This is a genomic window from Sphingopyxis sp. RIFCSPHIGHO2_12_FULL_65_19 (assembly GCF_001830555.1).
Taxonomy (GTDB): Bacteria; Pseudomonadota; Alphaproteobacteria; order Sphingomonadales; family Sphingomonadaceae; genus Sphingopyxis.
Window position 1 is genome coordinate 48,852 of sequence record NZ_MIAM01000049.1, and the last position, 14,983, is coordinate 63,834.

10 protein-coding genes and 1 pseudogene are annotated in these 14,983 nt (G+C 67.4%); 5 read left to right on the forward strand and 6 right to left on the reverse strand.

Annotated elements, in window-relative coordinates:
* The 6 genes and pseudogenes from A3E77_RS13630 to A3E77_RS13655 form a co-directional block, all read right to left on the reverse strand.
* A pseudogene (locus A3E77_RS13630) lies at positions 1-519 on the reverse strand (LacI family DNA-binding transcriptional regulator); the annotation flags it as partial.
* A gap of 185 nt (positions 520-704) precedes the next feature.
* Positions 705-1,694, reverse strand: a complete 990-nt coding sequence (locus A3E77_RS13635) for a DUF2891 domain-containing protein (RefSeq protein ID WP_293646848.1) — start codon at positions 1,692-1,694, stop codon at positions 705-707.
* Between the two features lie 159 nt (positions 1,695-1,853).
* Positions 1,854-2,792, reverse strand: a complete 939-nt coding sequence (locus tag A3E77_RS13640; RefSeq protein WP_293646850.1) for a DUF979 domain-containing protein — start codon at positions 2,790-2,792, stop codon at positions 1,854-1,856.
* Entirely contained in the window at positions 2,789-3,463 is a 675-nt protein-coding gene (locus A3E77_RS13645) for a DUF969 domain-containing protein (RefSeq protein ID WP_293646852.1), read from the reverse strand. Before A3E77_RS13645 ends, A3E77_RS13640 begins: the two co-directional genes overlap by 4 nt.
* A 202-nt stretch (positions 3,464-3,665) precedes the next feature.
* A complete protein-coding gene (locus A3E77_RS13650; RefSeq protein ID WP_293646854.1) occupies positions 3,666-7,322 on the reverse strand; it encodes a hydantoinase B/oxoprolinase family protein in 3,657 nt (1,218 codons plus the stop codon).
* On the reverse strand, positions 7,306-8,925 hold the full coding sequence (locus tag A3E77_RS13655) for a CHASE domain-containing protein (protein ID WP_293646856.1): 1,620 nt from the start codon (positions 8,923-8,925) through the stop codon (positions 7,306-7,308). The genes A3E77_RS13650 and A3E77_RS13655 overlap by 17 nt, the downstream gene beginning before the upstream one ends.
* A 173-nt stretch (positions 8,926-9,098) precedes the next feature.
* Between A3E77_RS13655 and A3E77_RS13660 the strand changes: the two genes are divergently transcribed.
* The 5 genes from A3E77_RS13660 to A3E77_RS13680 all read left to right on the forward strand — a co-directional run bounded on the left by A3E77_RS13660 (position 9,099) and on the right by A3E77_RS13680 (position 14,979).
* A complete protein-coding gene (locus A3E77_RS13660; protein WP_293646858.1) occupies positions 9,099-9,749 on the forward strand; it encodes a glutathione S-transferase family protein in 651 nt (216 codons plus the stop codon).
* A 184-nt stretch (positions 9,750-9,933) separates the two neighbouring features.
* Positions 9,934-10,308, forward strand: coding sequence for a BlaI/MecI/CopY family transcriptional regulator (locus tag A3E77_RS13665; RefSeq protein ID WP_293646860.1), 375 nt, complete (start codon positions 9,934-9,936; stop codon positions 10,306-10,308).
* Positions 10,305-12,023 carry a M56 family metallopeptidase gene (locus A3E77_RS13670; RefSeq protein WP_293646862.1) on the forward strand — a complete coding sequence of 573 codons (1,719 nt, stop codon included), beginning with the start codon at positions 10,305-10,307 and terminating at the stop codon, positions 12,021-12,023. Before A3E77_RS13665 ends, A3E77_RS13670 begins: the two co-directional genes overlap by 4 nt.
* Before the next feature lie 113 nt (positions 12,024-12,136).
* Entirely contained in the window at positions 12,137-12,883 is a 747-nt protein-coding gene (locus tag A3E77_RS13675) for a hypothetical protein (RefSeq protein ID WP_293646864.1), read from the forward strand.
* Positions 12,880-14,979, forward strand: a complete 2,100-nt coding sequence (locus A3E77_RS13680; protein ID WP_293646866.1) for a TonB-dependent receptor plug domain-containing protein — start codon at positions 12,880-12,882, stop codon at positions 14,977-14,979. Before A3E77_RS13675 ends, A3E77_RS13680 begins: the two co-directional genes overlap by 4 nt.
* Positions 14,980-14,983: the final 4 nt, after the last annotated feature.

Below are 14,983 nucleotides of genomic sequence, written 5' to 3' on the forward strand. Positions count from 1 at the left end.
GAGCTGGCCGCCGATATCATTTTCGCTGCGCATCCAGTGAAAGGGGCTGCCGGGGCTGCCCCAGCAGACGAAATCGAGACCCGACGCCTGTGCGGCGGCGAAATAGTCCCACGCCGCGCGATTGCTGGTGGTGCCGATGACGATCATCGCGTCGGCGAGCCCCGAAGCGACGAAGTCGGCGCGGAAATTGTCGGGATTTTCCTGGAAGGAGACGAGCAGGTTGAAGCCGCGCGCCGATGTTGCGGCGGCGATGCTGCCGAGCAGCGCGAAATAAAAGGGGTTGATTGCGCTGCGGTCCTCGCCGGGGCGGCAGATGGTGACGAGCGCGATCGTCTCGCTGCTTTTCAGGCGCAGCGACGAGGCGTGGCGGTCGACGACATAGCCCAGCTCGCGCGCGGCGGCCGAGACGCGCGCGCGCGTTTCGGCGTTGACGCCGGGCGAGTTGCGGAGCGCGCGCGACACGGTCGATTGCGACACGCCGGCGCGTTCGGCGACATCGAACGATGTGGGACGCAGCATCTTTCCGTTCACCTTGGCCTCTCTCCCCTTGCGCCGTCTCTCGCCGCGAGGGGATGGCTTGTCAATGTCGGCTGGCAGCGCGTTCGCTTTGTTCGTCAGGCCGGACTCGATCCGGCATCCATCGCAGCACCGTCGTCATGGACCCCGGATCAAGTCCGGGGTGACGAACAATGGGACGTGCGGCCTCAAAGGCCGTCCAACGCGAGGAGCGCGAAGCTGGCGAGCCAATGTTCGCCCATATAGTCGCCGGTGACGTGGGGGAGCGCGGCGGCGAGGTGGCGCTGCGCCGCGGCTTCGGCTTGCGCGGCGACGGGGTGCGCGGGGCCGAGCGCGGCGGCGATGGCGCGCCAGCTCCACGCGCGGCTGAGGTTCAGGCCGTCGAGGTGTGCGATCTTGCCGTCGCTGCGGTCGGAAACGGTCGCGGGGGTGAAGAGCGTCGCGGGCTGCTGCTGCGCGGCGCGGGGGAGGAAGGCGTCGAACCAGCGCGGGACGTCGCCGCCGAGGACGACCGCCATCAGATGCGCTTCGGTCAGCGCGGACGAGAGAAATTCATCGCCGCCGGGTTCCCACGCCTGGCAGTCGCGGTCGTCGCCGAACCAGTCGCGCGCGCGGGCGTCGATGAGGGCGACGAGCGCGGGGTCGCGCGGCTTGGCCCAGTGGCGCGCGAGGAGCAATGCGAAGGCGATGTTGAAATGGGTGCCGACGCGCAAGGGGTAGGTGAGCTTCGGGAGGAAGGCGTGGAAGCGCGCGGCGAAGGCGAGCGCGAGGGGTTCGAGCGCGGCGGCCCAGGGGGCGTTATGTGCTTCGGCCTCGGCATGGAGCGCGAGGAGCCACGCCCAGCCATAGGGACGCTCGAAGGCGGCGGAGTAGGGGCGATCGAGGAAGGCGCGTTCGCCCGCGACCTTTTCGGGGACGAGCATCGCGTCGGCACGGGCGCGGATGTCGGCGGCGATGGGGAGATCGGGAAAGCGGCGCGCGAGGCGGAGGATCTGCCACCAGCCATGGACGCAGCTGTGCCAGTCGAAACTGCCGTGGAAGATCGGATGATGTTCGCGCGGGGGTTTCGCATCCTCGGGGCCGGTGAGGACGAGGTCCATCTTGTAGGGATATTCGCGGCCGAGATGGGCGAGGGTGGCGGCGGCAAAGCGGGCGGCGTGGTCGGGGGTGAGGTGCATGAACTTTCCTTATCCGTTCGCATCGAGCGAAGTCGAGATGCCGCGAAGGAGCGCGCAACCGATGGGTGTCTCGACTTCGCTCGACACGAACGGAAACAAATCATCCGTCATCCGGGCCTTCGCCGGGATGACGACATGGGGGTAGGCGATCGCGGCGAGTCAGAAAGCGAACAGCCAGATGAAGACGATGTTCACCGCGAGCAGCGGCACCGCGGTGCCGATCTGCGCCTTGATCACGCCATAGGGGTTTTTGAGTTCGAGCAGCGCCGCGGGGACGAGGTTGAAGTTCGCCGCCATCGGGGTCATCAGCGTGCCGCAGAAGCCCGCGAGCATGCCGATCGCCGCGACCACCGCAGGATCGCCGCCATATTGCTTGATGAGCAACGGCATGCCGACCGCGGCCAGCATCACCGGAAAGGCGGCGAACGCGTTGCCCATCACCATGGTGAACAGCGCCATGCCGAGCCCGAAGGCGAGCACCGCGCCGAACAGGCTGCCCTGCGGGATGGCGGTGCCGATAAGGTCGCCGACGACCTCTCCGACCCCCGCCAATGCGAACACCGCGCCGAGACTGGCGAGCATCTGCGGCAGGATCGCGGCCCAGCCGACCGCGTCGAGCAGGCGGCGACCCTGTTGCAGCGGGAGCAGCGCAGGCGGTTTGAGGCGCGCCATGCCGACGGCGAGCGCGATGAGCACGCCGAGCGCGAGCGAGATCAAAGTCGCCTGTTTGGGATCGGCGAGGCCGGGAATCCATTTGAACAGGAAGGTGCCCGCGAGCGCGGCGGCGGGGATGATCAGCGCGACGAGGAGGAGAAAGGGGCCATGCTGCGCGGCGCGCGACGCCTGCACATCGGCCGCGACGTCGCCGCCGGGGGTGCGGCCGATCTGGCCGGTGCCGGCGATGGCGACAAGCGCGAGGACGAGGAGGCCGTTGCCGAAATCGCCGAGATGGTCGCCGCCAAGCATCGACAGCGCGAGCAGCCCCCAGAAGGCAGCGTTGCCGAAGCGTTTGGGGTTGCTGCGGTCGAGGAGGCCGAGGGCGGCGAAGGCCGCGAAGGTCAGCCCTGCGAGCACATAGACGAAGCCGAGGGTGATCATGCCGCGGCCTCCGTCTTCGCCGCCATGCGCCGGTCGAGGCGGCGGAGGCGGAAGCCGTGGATCAGGAAAGCGGCGATCGCGGTCGGGATCGCCCAAAGCGAGAAGTGCAGTGGTTCGATGATATAGCCATAGCCTTCGAGCACGCCCTTCATCAGCAGGATCGAGCCGATCGCGAGGAAGATGTCTTCGCCAAAGAACAGCCCGATATTGTCGGTTGCGGCGGCGTGCGCCTTGACCTCTTCGCGCTGTTCGTCCGAGAGCGCGGGGTTCGCGGCCTCGGCGGCGGCCTCGGCCATCGGGGCGACGAGCGGGCGCACGGTCTGCGCATGGCCGGCGACCGAGGTGAGGCCGACCGCGGCCATGCCCTGACGAAGCAAGAGGTAGCCGGTGAGCAGGCGGCCGAGCGTCGCGCCCTTCATGCGGCCGATCAGGGTGCGGGCGTGTTGCTGAAGCCCATAGGCTTCGAGCAGGCCGATGACGGGGAGGACGATCCAGATGATCGAGACATAGCGCGTGTCGTTGAACGCCTTGCCGAAGGCGGCAATGATCGCGGCGATATCGAGCCCGGCGGCGAGGCCGGTGGCGAGCGCCGAGGCCATGATGACAAGCAGCGGGTTGAAGCGGAGCAGGAAGCCCGCGATGATGATGAGGATGCCGATCAGGACGAGCATGTCTATTACCTCCCCCTTTGATGGGGGAGGCAGCGAGACTTGGCAGCTTGCTGCTTAGTCGCAGCGGTGGGGGTGCGGTCTCGGCCTGAGATGGTGGTGCATGGACGCACCTTCACCCTCATCCAACTTCGCCTAATCGCTGCGCGATAAGGCTGCATATCCTTCTCCCATCGAGGGAGAAGGAGGGTTTGCGCCGCTTCCATCAAGTCTCATCCCCCTCGGCTTTCCCAAAACCACCGCCGCCCGGCGTTTCGATCACGAAAGCGTCGCCTGCCGCAAGGTTCGCGCTCCCCGTCGCGGCGAGCATTTCAACCGACCCGTCGGCGCGTTCGACCCAGTTGCGGCCGGGCGCGGCGTCGGCGCCTCCGGCTAACCCCGCGGGCGCGATCTTGCGGCGGTTTGCGAGGATGTTTGCCGCCATCGCTTCGCGGAAACGGATGCGGCGGGTGGCGCCGTCGCCGCCGTGCCAGCGTCCCGCGCCGCCCGAGCCGGTGCGGATCGAAAATTCCTCGACGATCACCGGGAAGCGCATCTCCATGACTTCGGGGTCGGTCATGCGGCTGTTGGTCATATGCGTCTGGATCACGCTGGTGCCGTTAAAGCCCGGACCGGCGCCCGATCCGCCGGCGATCGTTTCATAATATTGATATGCGTCGTTGCCGAAGGTGAAATTGTTCATCGTGCCCTGCGCGGGGGCCATTGCGCCAAAGGCGGCGAACAGCGCGTCGGTGATGACCTGGCTCGTCTCGACATTGCCCGCGACGACCGCGGCGGGATAGGTCGGCGAGAGCATCGAATCCGGGGGTACGATCAGCGTGACGGGGGCGAGGCAGCCCTCGTTCATCGGGATCGGGTCGTCGAGCATCGTGCGCAGGACATAGAGGACGGCAGCGCGGACGACCGGCATCGGCGCGTTGAAATTGTCGGGGAGGGTGGGCGACGAGCCGGTGAAGTCGATGGTGACGTGGCGGGCCTTGCGGTCGACTTTGACGGCGACGACAACTTCGGCGCCATTGTCCATCGCGTAGCGGAAGGCGCCGTCGTCGAGGCGGGCGATGAGCTGGCGCACGGCGGATTCGGCCTGGCGCTGGCCGTGCGCCATATAGGCGGCGACGGTGGCGGCGCCGTGCGCGGCGCTGAGGTCGACGAGCGCGCTCGCGCCGCGCTGGCAGGCGGCGACCTGTGCCTTCAAATCGGCGATGTTGAGCGCGGGATTGCGCGCGGGCCATGCGCTGTCGACGAGGTGCGATGCGACCGCGGTGTCGCGGAAATTCTCGTCGTCGACGATCAGCATATTGTCGAAGAGGATGCCTTCGTCTTCGATGCTCTTGCTGTCGGGGGGCATCGAGCCGGGGGCGATGCCGCCGAGGTCGGCGTGGTGGCCGCGCGCGGCGACGAAGAAGCTTGGCGCGTCGCCTTCTACGAACACCGGCATGATGACGGTGATGTCGGGGAGGTGGGTGCCGCCGTCATAGGGGGCGTTGAGGGCATAGGCGTCGCCGCGCCGGATACCGCGGCCGTCGCTGGTGCGCTGGCGCAGGATGGTGCGCACGCTTTCGCCCATCGAGCCGAGGTGGACGGGCATGTGCGGCGCGTTGGCGACGAGGCGCCCTTCGCCGTCGAAGATCGCGCAGGAGAAATCGAGCCTTTCGCGGATGTTGATCGACGAGGCGCTGTGCTGGAGCGCGCCGCCCATTTCCTCGGCGATCGCCATGAACAGGCTGTTGAAGATTTCGAGGCGGACGGGGTCGGGTTCTTCGGCGGAATTCGTGTGCCCCGGCGAAAGCCGGGGTCCAGTGGCCGCGTTCCGATGCGCGCTGCTGCGCGCGTTTTCTGTTGCGCTGGGCCCCGGCTTTCGCCGGGGCACGCTGGCGAGCCGCAATGTCCCCTCCTGCTCGACCGTCGCGGTCCAGCCCGGTTCGACCACCGTGGTCGCCAGCGCGTCGACGATGATGGCGGGGCCGGCGATGGTGCGGCCGGGGGCAAGCGCGGCGCGCTGGTGGAGCGGGACGTCGTGCGCCGCGCCCGCGAGCCAGGCGGCGACGGTTTCGGGGGCGGTTTCGGCACCCGGTGCGGGCGGCGGCAGGGTGGCGGCGGTATCGCCCGCCTCGGTCAGTTCGACGCGGATGCGATCGACGACGAGATTGGCGTGCGGGGCATAGCCGAAGCGTTGGCGGAAGGCGGCGGCGAAGGCCGATGCGACCTCGGCGGGCGGCGCGAGGGGGAGTTCGATCGCATTGTCGCTGTCGGCAAGGCGGACGAAGAGCAGGGTTTCGCGGCTGGTTTCGGCGCCGGGAGACAGGTCGGCGCGGGCGTGGGCGGCGAGTTCGGTTTCGACTGCGGCGAGGGCGGCGGCACAATCGCCGTCGAGCGTGAGGCCGAGCGTGCGCTCGCGGATCGCCGAGGGGCGCGCGAGGCCCATGCCATAGGCCGACAGCACCCCGGCGAGCGGGTGGAGCAATATCTCGTCGACGCCGAGCGCATCGGCGACGAGGCAGACATGCTGGCCCGCGGCGCCGCCGAAGCCGACGAGGCTGTAACCCTGCGACACGTCGTGGCCGCGCGCGATGGTGATGCGCTTGATCGCATTTGCCATCTGCTGGACCGCGATTTGGAGCAGGCCTTCGGCGAGGGCTTCGGGCGTGATGTTGCCAACCTCGTCAGCCATCGCCGCGAATTTTTCGACAACGATCTTGCGGTCGAGCGGCTGGTCGCCGTTCGGGCCGAAGAGTTTGGGGAAGTGCGCGGGCTGGATCTTGCCGAGCAGGATGTTGCAGTCGGTGACGGTGAGCGGCCCGCCGCGGCCATAGGCGGCGGGGCCGGGGTTCGCGCCCGCGCTTTCGGGGCCGACGGATAGGCGCGCGCCGTCCCAGCGGCAGATCGAGCCGCCGCCCGCCGCCACGGTATGGATGCGCAGCATCGGGGCGCGGATGCGGGTGCCCGCGACGATCGTCTCATTATCGCGCTCGAGGCGGCCGGCATAATGGCTGACGTCGGTCGAGGTGCCGCCCATGTCGAAGCCAATGAGGCGCGTCTTGCCCAAGGGCGCGGCGCTGCCGACCATGCCGACGATGCCGCCCGCAGGCCCCGACAAGATCGCGTCGCGGCCGTGGAAGGCGGATGCGGCGGCGAGGCCGCCCGAGCTTTTCATGAATTGCGGGTCGCTGCCGTCGCCCAGCTGCGCGACGAATTGGCAGACATAATGGTGGAGGACGGGCGACAGATAGGCGTCGGCAAGCGTCGTGTCGCCGCGGCCGATGAGTTTGATCAATGCGCTGACGTCGTGGCTGGTCGAGATTTGCGTGAAGCCGATTTCGGCGGCGATTTCGGCGAGGCGTTGTTCGTGCGCGGGGTAGCGATAGCCGTGCATTAATATGATCGCGATACTGGTGAGCCCTTTGTCGCGTGCGGCTTGCAGCGATGCGCGCGCGGCGGCTTCGTCGAGCGGTGTCAGGACGGCGCCATCGGGGCCGACGCGCTCGGCGATTTCGGCGACCGCGGCGTGCGGCGGCGCGATGCGGTCGAGGCGGCGTGCGAAGAGTTCGGGGCGATCCTGATAGCCGATGGTGAGTGCGTCGCCGAAGCCGCGGGTGATCGCGAGCAAGGTCGGTTCGCCCTTGCGTTCGAGCAGGGCGTTGGTCGCGACGGTCGATCCCATGCGGATCGCGAGCGGCGGCAGCGGACCCGCGCCTGCGCCGGTCAGGTCGCGGATCGCGCCCACCGCGGCATCGCCCGGGCGCGCGGGGTCTTCCGAAAGATATTTGGTCGTGACCACGGTGCCGTCGGGCGACCGCGCGACGACGTCGGTGAAGGTGCCGCCGCGGTCGATCCAGATTTGCCAGTCAGTCGGGGGTGCCATTGTCGGGCCAGCGAATGACGATGGCGAGGCTGTTGTCAACCGCGGTGCGGCTCCAGCTGCCTTTCAATTGCCGCTCGATCAGCGTGCGGATGAACTGGGTGCCGAAACTTTCGCTGTCGATGTGCGGGGTTTCGCGAAGATTGCTTTCGACCCAGCGCAGCTCGACATCCTTGTCGATACGGCGCCAGCCGACCACCAGATCGCCTTCGCCCGCGAGCGCGCCATATTTGATGCTGTTGGTGACAAATTCGTGGACCGCCAGCGAAAGCGCCTGGGCACCTTCATCGTCGAGTTGGACGACGGGGCCGGTGATCGCGGCAAGCTGGTCGGGCGACCGTCCGGCGATTTCGAGTTCGCGCTGGACGATGCGGCCGAGTTCGACGCTGTCGACGGCGCCGGTGACGAGCATCTGCTTGGCGTCGGACAGGGCGCGCATCCGGCCGTCGAATTTCTCCTCGAAATCCGCGAGGCTTTCCGATTCGCGCAGCGTGATGCGGGCGAGAGCGCCGATACGGGCAAAGGCGTTTTTCATCCGGTGCGCCATTTCGCCGATCATCAGTTCGCGATCCTCGGCATGGCGCGCCTTTTCCTCCGCCAGCGCCTGGGCCGCGTCGATCCGCCGCCGCTGAACGCGGTGAAGCTGGGTCGCGAGCAATGCCACGGCGATGCCGAAGATCATGATGGCGAGCGGGCGCCCGAGCCGTTCGAGCAGGCGGCCAGAGGAAATGCGCATCGTCCATTGCCGGTCGGCAACGCGCAGCACCTGTTCCTGCGCGTCCCAGCCCATTGCGCCCTTGCGAAAAACAAGCGGTGCCGCAGGGCCTTCGCCCGCGTAGATTTCGATGCCGTCGATGGTGTCGAGCTGCGTTCCGAGCACCGCTTTCATCATGTCTGCCGTGCGGAATGGTGCGTAGACGAACGCTTCGATCGCGCGGGTGCCGGGCGCCGTGGCGACCGTGTCGGGGTTCGCGCCGACCGGGGTGCGGGCGTAAACGGGCAGGTAGATCAGAAAGCCCGGCTGTTTGGCGTCGGTCACTTTTTCCTGCGCGAGCTGGACGATGCCGCTCGCCGCGGGCTGGCCGGTCTGCCAGGCGCGGCGCATCGCGGCGCGGCGGGTCGGTTCGCTGTACATGTCGAAACCGAGCGCCGCATCGCGGCGCGGCGTGTGGGGTTCGACGAGGACGACGGGAAAGCCGATCGGCTGGTCGGTGGTGGGCCACGCCTTGATGTCGCGGCCGTAGTTTTCGCGCAGTTTCGCCTCGACCGCCGCGGGGGTCGCGGCGCGCATCGCGGCGGCGATGCCGACCCCCTCCATCCCCGGCGCCTGCACCTGCGGTTGCAGCGCGGCGAGATAGGCGCGGATGGCGGGGCCGCTGGCGGCGGCGTCGGATTGATAGAGCGCGCGCACCCCCTTCAGCACCGCGACATGATCGTGCAGCCGCATGTTGACCTGCGACGCGACACGCTCGGCGCGATCAGCCTCTTCCGATTGATTATACAGGAAACTTGCAGTCGCGGCGGCGAGCGTTGCCAAGAGGATGACCAGCCCGACAAACCGGACCAGCAGCGCCAACAGCCGATCTGCCCATGAATTAGGGCGCATTTTTTGTTCCTGCCTGCTGGCTGCCGCGGCAGCGCCCCCCTCGCGGTGATGGATGTTCCACGCGGCGCGGGCGTTGGCAAGAATATTTCGCGAGACGGCGATATTGCCGCGAATGGGTTGCGGAGCGCAACCTTTTCCCTATGCTGCAACCTTGGGAAAAGGAGCGTCGCGGGATGATTATTTACGGGTCTTTGGTGTCGCCGTTCGTGCGCAAATTGCTGGGTTATCTGGGGGAAAAGGGCATAGCCTTTGACCTGAAGGGCGTCGGCATCGGCGATCCCGATCCGGGATTTCGTGCCGCGTCGCCGCTCGGCAAGATGCCGGCGATGGACGATGATGGCTTCCTGCTGGCCGATTCGAGCGCGATCATCCAGTATCTGGAAGCGAAGCATCCCGACCCCGTGCTGATCCCGGCCGATCCGCAGCAGCGCGGGCAGGTGATCTGGTGGGAAGAATTCGGCGACACGGTGTTCGCGGCGTGCAGCGGAAAGATGTTCTTCAACCGGATCGTCGCGCCGAAGTTTCTGGGCCGCGAAGGCGATCTGGCGGCGGCCGCGCAGGCCGAAGGCGAGGAACTGCCCAAGCTGCTCGACTATCTGGAAAGCGCGATCCCGGCTTCGGGTTTCCTTGTCGGCGACCGGCTGACGCTCGCCGACCTGGCGGTGGCGTCGCCGCTGATGAACTTGCGCCATTGCGGCGCGTGCATCGACGCCGCGAAGCACCCGAAGATTGCCGCGTGGAGCGAGGCAATCCTGTCGCGGCCGAGCATGGCGCCGTGGATCGCCAAGGAAGAACGGCTCATCGCGCGCGTCATGGGCGGCTGAGTTATGGGCGGCTGAATGGCCGATGAGGATGACGCTGCGGCCGGGTTCGACCGATCGCGGCCTTATCCGCCCCACCCCAAAATCCGCCCCTCGTCGCGCGCCGTGTATTAGCCGAATAAAACCCCTTGCCAATCATGCGCTACAAATGTAGCACGCTACAAATGTAGCGCATGAGGTGAGTCGCATGTTGTCCAGTTTGCCGCCGCGGGAACGCGAAATCGTCGATATCCTATATGAGCGCGGGGCTTCGACGGTCATCGAGATCGGCGAGGCGCTGGCCGACGCTTTGTCGGGATCGGCGATCCGCGCGATGCTGAAGCGCCTCGAAACCAAGGGCTTTGTCGTTCGCGAGCAGTCCGAACGCGGTTTTGTCTATGCGCCGAGCGTGTCGGACAAGACCGCGCGCAAATCGGCGCTCAGCCAGGTCGTGCGCGTCTTTTTCAACGGATCGGCGACGAGCGCGGCCGCCGCGCTGCTGGGTATGCAGGACGAAATGAGCACCGCCGAACTCGACGAGCTTGAACAGATGATCGCCAAGGCACGCGAGGGGAAGGAATGATGCTGACCACCGCCATGTTGCTGGGCCTTGCCTGGAAATCCGCCCTTGTCGCGGCGCTGACGCTGGGGCTGCTTCGCCTCGCGCAGGGGCGTTCGGCGGGCGAGCGGTCGATGATCGCCCATGCCGGGCTTGCCGCGCTGCTCGCCTTGCCGGCCGCGATGCTGCTGCTGCCGCAATGGGCGCCGCTGCCCGCGCACTGGTTCGCCGCGCCCGCGGCCGAAACGACCATAACAGGGGGATCGGCGATCGATCCGGCCCCCGCCACGGCGTCAGTCCCTGTCGTGGTGGAAAGCGCCGGATCGACGCCGATCATTTCGGCGGGGAGCGACCTTGCCCCCTTTCTCTATCTTGTCCCCCTGCTTTTGCTGTCGGGAGTGATGATGCTCGCGGTGGTGCGTTTGTTCGCGATGCGCGGACGCGCCGAGATTCTGGTCGAACGGTCGTGGCTGTCGGCGCTGGCCGAAGCGCAGCGGCGCATGGGGTTCAAGCATGGCACCGCGCTGCTGGTCAGCGACGAACTGCGCTCGCCGATCAGCTGGGGCGTGCTGCGCCCGACGATCGTGCTCAGCCCGAAGGCGGTCGCCGCATCGGGTGAGGCCGAGGCGATCATCGCGCACGAACTGGCGCATGTCGCGCGGCTCGACTGGGCGAAACTGCTGGGGGCGCGGGTCGCCTGTGCGGTCTTCTGGTTCAATCCGCTGGTGTGGATGCTGGCGCGCGAGAGCCACCAATTGCGCGAGGAAGCCGCCGACGATGCGGTGCTGATGGCCGACATCGACGGGCCCGATTATGCGACCTTGCTGGTCGGCGCCGCGCGGCACGACAATCAGGGCGCGCTGCTGGCGGCGCATGGCGTCGCACCGGGCAAGGACAGCCTGAAGCGCCGGATTACCCGCGTCCTCGACGGCAGCCTGAAGCGCGGGCCGGCCAGCGCGAGCTGGATCCTGATGAGCCTGGTGGTGCTGGCGGGTGTGACGGCGCCGCTTGCCGCCTTTTCGGCGACGGCCAGCCCCGCGGCGACGGCGGACGTCCACACCGACGTCGCCGCGACCTCCAGGAAGACGTCGACGCTGACATCGCCGTCGGCGGCAGCCGGAAAGACCGCAGCGGCCGACGATAGGGCGGTTGCCGCCGCGACATCGCAGACGCTCTCCGCCGAACAGCTGGTGAGTATGCGTGCGGTGGGCGTCACCCCAGAATATGTTGCCGAAATGCGCGAACAGGGCGGCTCGCTCGACGCCGACGAGATCATCTCGGCCAAGGCGAGCGGGATTGACCCGGCCTATATCCGGCAGATGCGCGGCGTCATTCCAGGCGCCGATTTCGACGCACTGGTCGGTGCACGGCATGTCGGCGTCAACGCGGCCTTTGCCCGCGACATGAAATCGCACTTCCCCGACGTCGGCATCGACGACCTGATCGCGCTGAAGGCGATGGGGGTCGACTGCGATTTCGTTACCGACATGCAAAGGTCGGGGGTGAAGATGCGCGACGCCGACGATGCGATCGAACTGCGCGCGACGGGGTGGGTCGGCGCGACCAAATCCCGTCCCGCGCGCGCGTCCCGGTCGGTCACGAAAGCGGTGCGCGGCGAGAATGTCGCGGTGGTCGATATGGAACGCGGCGTCATCGAGGCGCGGGGCGCCGACGGCCGGACCGCCCAGATCGCATTCCCCGTGACACCCGAACCGCCCGAGCCGCCCGTCCGCGACTGACGCCCGGCCATTCGTCCGCACCCGCGGACGCTTAATCGAAACCCTGTTTGGAAACGCCGTTGCGGCGGCGAGCGATGACGCTTGCCCGGCGCACGGAGGGAGGAGTGTACCCAATGAAAGCCCTGTATCTTGCCGGCGGCGCCGCGCTGTTGTCGATCCTCGCCTGCGCCGCGCCGACCGCCGCCGCCGATCCGCTGGTCCTGAGCGACGTCAGCTGGGTCGCCGAACCGGCGGGCGGAAAGAAGGGCGCGCCGCGCGTCCGCATCCAGCATAAACAGTCGCGCAGCGATCAGGCGCTTGACGGCTCGCGCCCCTATTTCGCCGCCGCCGAGGCCGCGCTCGGCCAGAGCACGCCGGGGCCGGTCCGCTTTACCGTGACGCATGATGCGGGGACGCTGGCATGCACCGGCACGCTGACGCGGGCGTTCGAGGGGAAGGGCGAATGCCGCTTCACCTCCGATCCGGGTTTCGAGCGGGCGTTGGGCGATCGCGGCCTGTCGCCGGACCGCCGCTCCACCCTGCTCGCGATGCTGATGGTCGACGCGACGATCGAGCTGGCCGATGGGCTGGCGAAGGAAGGCGTGCGGCCGAAGGATGCCGACGACCTGATCGCGGCGGCGGCGCTGGAGGTCAGCCCCGACTATATCCGGGACCTGCGGTCCGAGGCGCTGGTGCTGACCGACGTCGAGGATGCCATCGCGTGCAAGGCGCTGGGCGTCGACGGCGCCTATGTCCGCGGGCTCGCCGCGGCGGGATACCGAAAGCTGAGCGCCGACGAGGTGGTCGGCATGAAGGCGATGGGGGTGACGGGCGCATATGCGCAGGCGATGAACCGCGCGGCGGGGGGCGTTTCCAAGTGACGCGATGGACCAGCCTGATGGCGGTTGCGGCCGCGCTCTCCACCCCCGCGCTGGCGCAGGAGACGGCGGCGCCGAGCGGCGACACGCCGCCGCCCGCGCCGACCGAGGCGCCCGCGGGCGGCACCAGCAATGCGGCGCGGCAGGTTTATGCGCCCGCCGACTTTGCGCGCTATTCGCCCAACAACGCCTATGACATGCTGATCCAGGTCCCGAGCTTCCAGATCCGCGACAATGAAAATCTGCGCGGGCTGGGGCAGGCGACGGGCAATGTGCTGTTCAACGGCGAGCGGCCGTCGAACAAGGGCGACGACATGTACACCCAATTGTCGCGCATCCCCGCGGGCAATGTCGAACGGATCGAGGTCATCGACGGCGCCACGCTCGATATCCCCGGATTGTCGGGGCAGGTCGCCAATATCGTCTATCGCGCCGATGCTTTTTCGGGGCAGTTTTCGTGGAAACCCGAATTTCGCGCGCATTACACCGACCCGTTGTTCACCCGCGCCGACGTGTCGGTGCGCGGCCGTACGGGCGCGATCGAATATGAGGTCGCGCTGAACAACGACGATTCGGCGCGCAGCGGGGCGGGCGGGCCGACGCTGATCTATGACGGCGCGGGGAACATCACCGAACGCCGCACGGACATCTGGAACACCCATTATGACACGCCGAAGCTTTCGGGGCGGATTACGTGGGACCCGGCGGGCGATACGGTTGCCAATCTGGGCGGTCATTACCAGCGCAAATATGATCGTTATTACGAGGATGGCGTGCGCACCGGCCCCGGCCTGCCCGACAGCATCCGCACGGTGTATGAAAATGCCGACAGCTGGAATTACGAGGTCAGCGGCGACTATCAGTTCGGGCTTGGCCCCGGAAAGCTGAAGCTGATCGGGCTTCGCCGGTTCAGCCACGAACCCTATCGGCAAGAGATCATCGCGACCCCCGACGGCGGCATCGCGACCGGCGACCGTTTTGCGCAGACCGGCGACCTGGGCGAGACGATCGGGCGCGGCGAATATCAGTGGACGATGTTCGGCGGCGACTGGCAATTGTCGGGCGAGGCGGCGTTCAACACGCTCGACAATGTCGCCTCGATCGCGGTGCTCGACCCGGCGGGGGCATGGGTCGACCAGCCGTTCGAGGGCGGCACCGGACGCGTCAGCGAGGATCGGTACGAAGGATTGCTGAGCTTTGGCCGCAAGCTGACCGACAAGCTGAATGTCCAGATCATCGCCGGCGCCGAACATTCGACGATCACCCAGACGGGCATAAACGGCCTGACGCGCAGCTTTTTCCGGCCCAAGGGATCGGTCTCGCTGGCGTGGACGCCCGCGCCCGATTTCGACATTTCGGTCAAGCTGAGGCGCCGGGTGCTCCAGCTTTCCTTCTATGATTTCCTTGCGCGGGCCTTTCTGAACGACGGCAACCAGAATGAAAGCAACAATGACCTGAGGCCCCAGCAGGACTGGACCTATGAGGCCGAGATCAACAAGAAATTCGGCGCGTGGGGATCGACGAAGATCATCCTGATCTATCGCGACGTCGAAGACCGCGTCGATGTCATTCCGATCGGCACCAACGGCGAGGCGGTCGGCAATATCGCGAAGGCGAAGGCGGGCGCGATCGACTGGACCGCGACGATCAACCTCGACCCCGCCGGGATCAAGGGCATGCGGCTGGAACCCCGGCTGCTGCTTCAGAAAAGTTCGCTGCGCGATCCCTTCACCGGCGAGAAGAGGCAGTGGAACGGCTTCACCGACACGGTGATCAGCCTGGGCCTGCGTCACGACATTCCGGCCAGCGACTGGGCGTGGGGCGGCGACGTCGAATATGCCCATTATCAGCCCCATTATCGCCGCAACCAGGTCGACAAGGTCTGGGAGGGCCCGGTCTGGGCATCGGTCTTTGTCGAGCATAAGGATGTGCTGGGGCTGACCGTGCGCGCGTCGGTGCGCAACATCGCCAACGCGCGGTCGAAGCGCGACCGGACGGCCTATACCGGGGTACGCGGTGAAAGCCCGGTCAGCTTTGTCGAAGAGCGCGACCGGCTGATCGGGCCGATCTTTTCCTTTTCGGTGCGCGGGACGTTCTGACCGG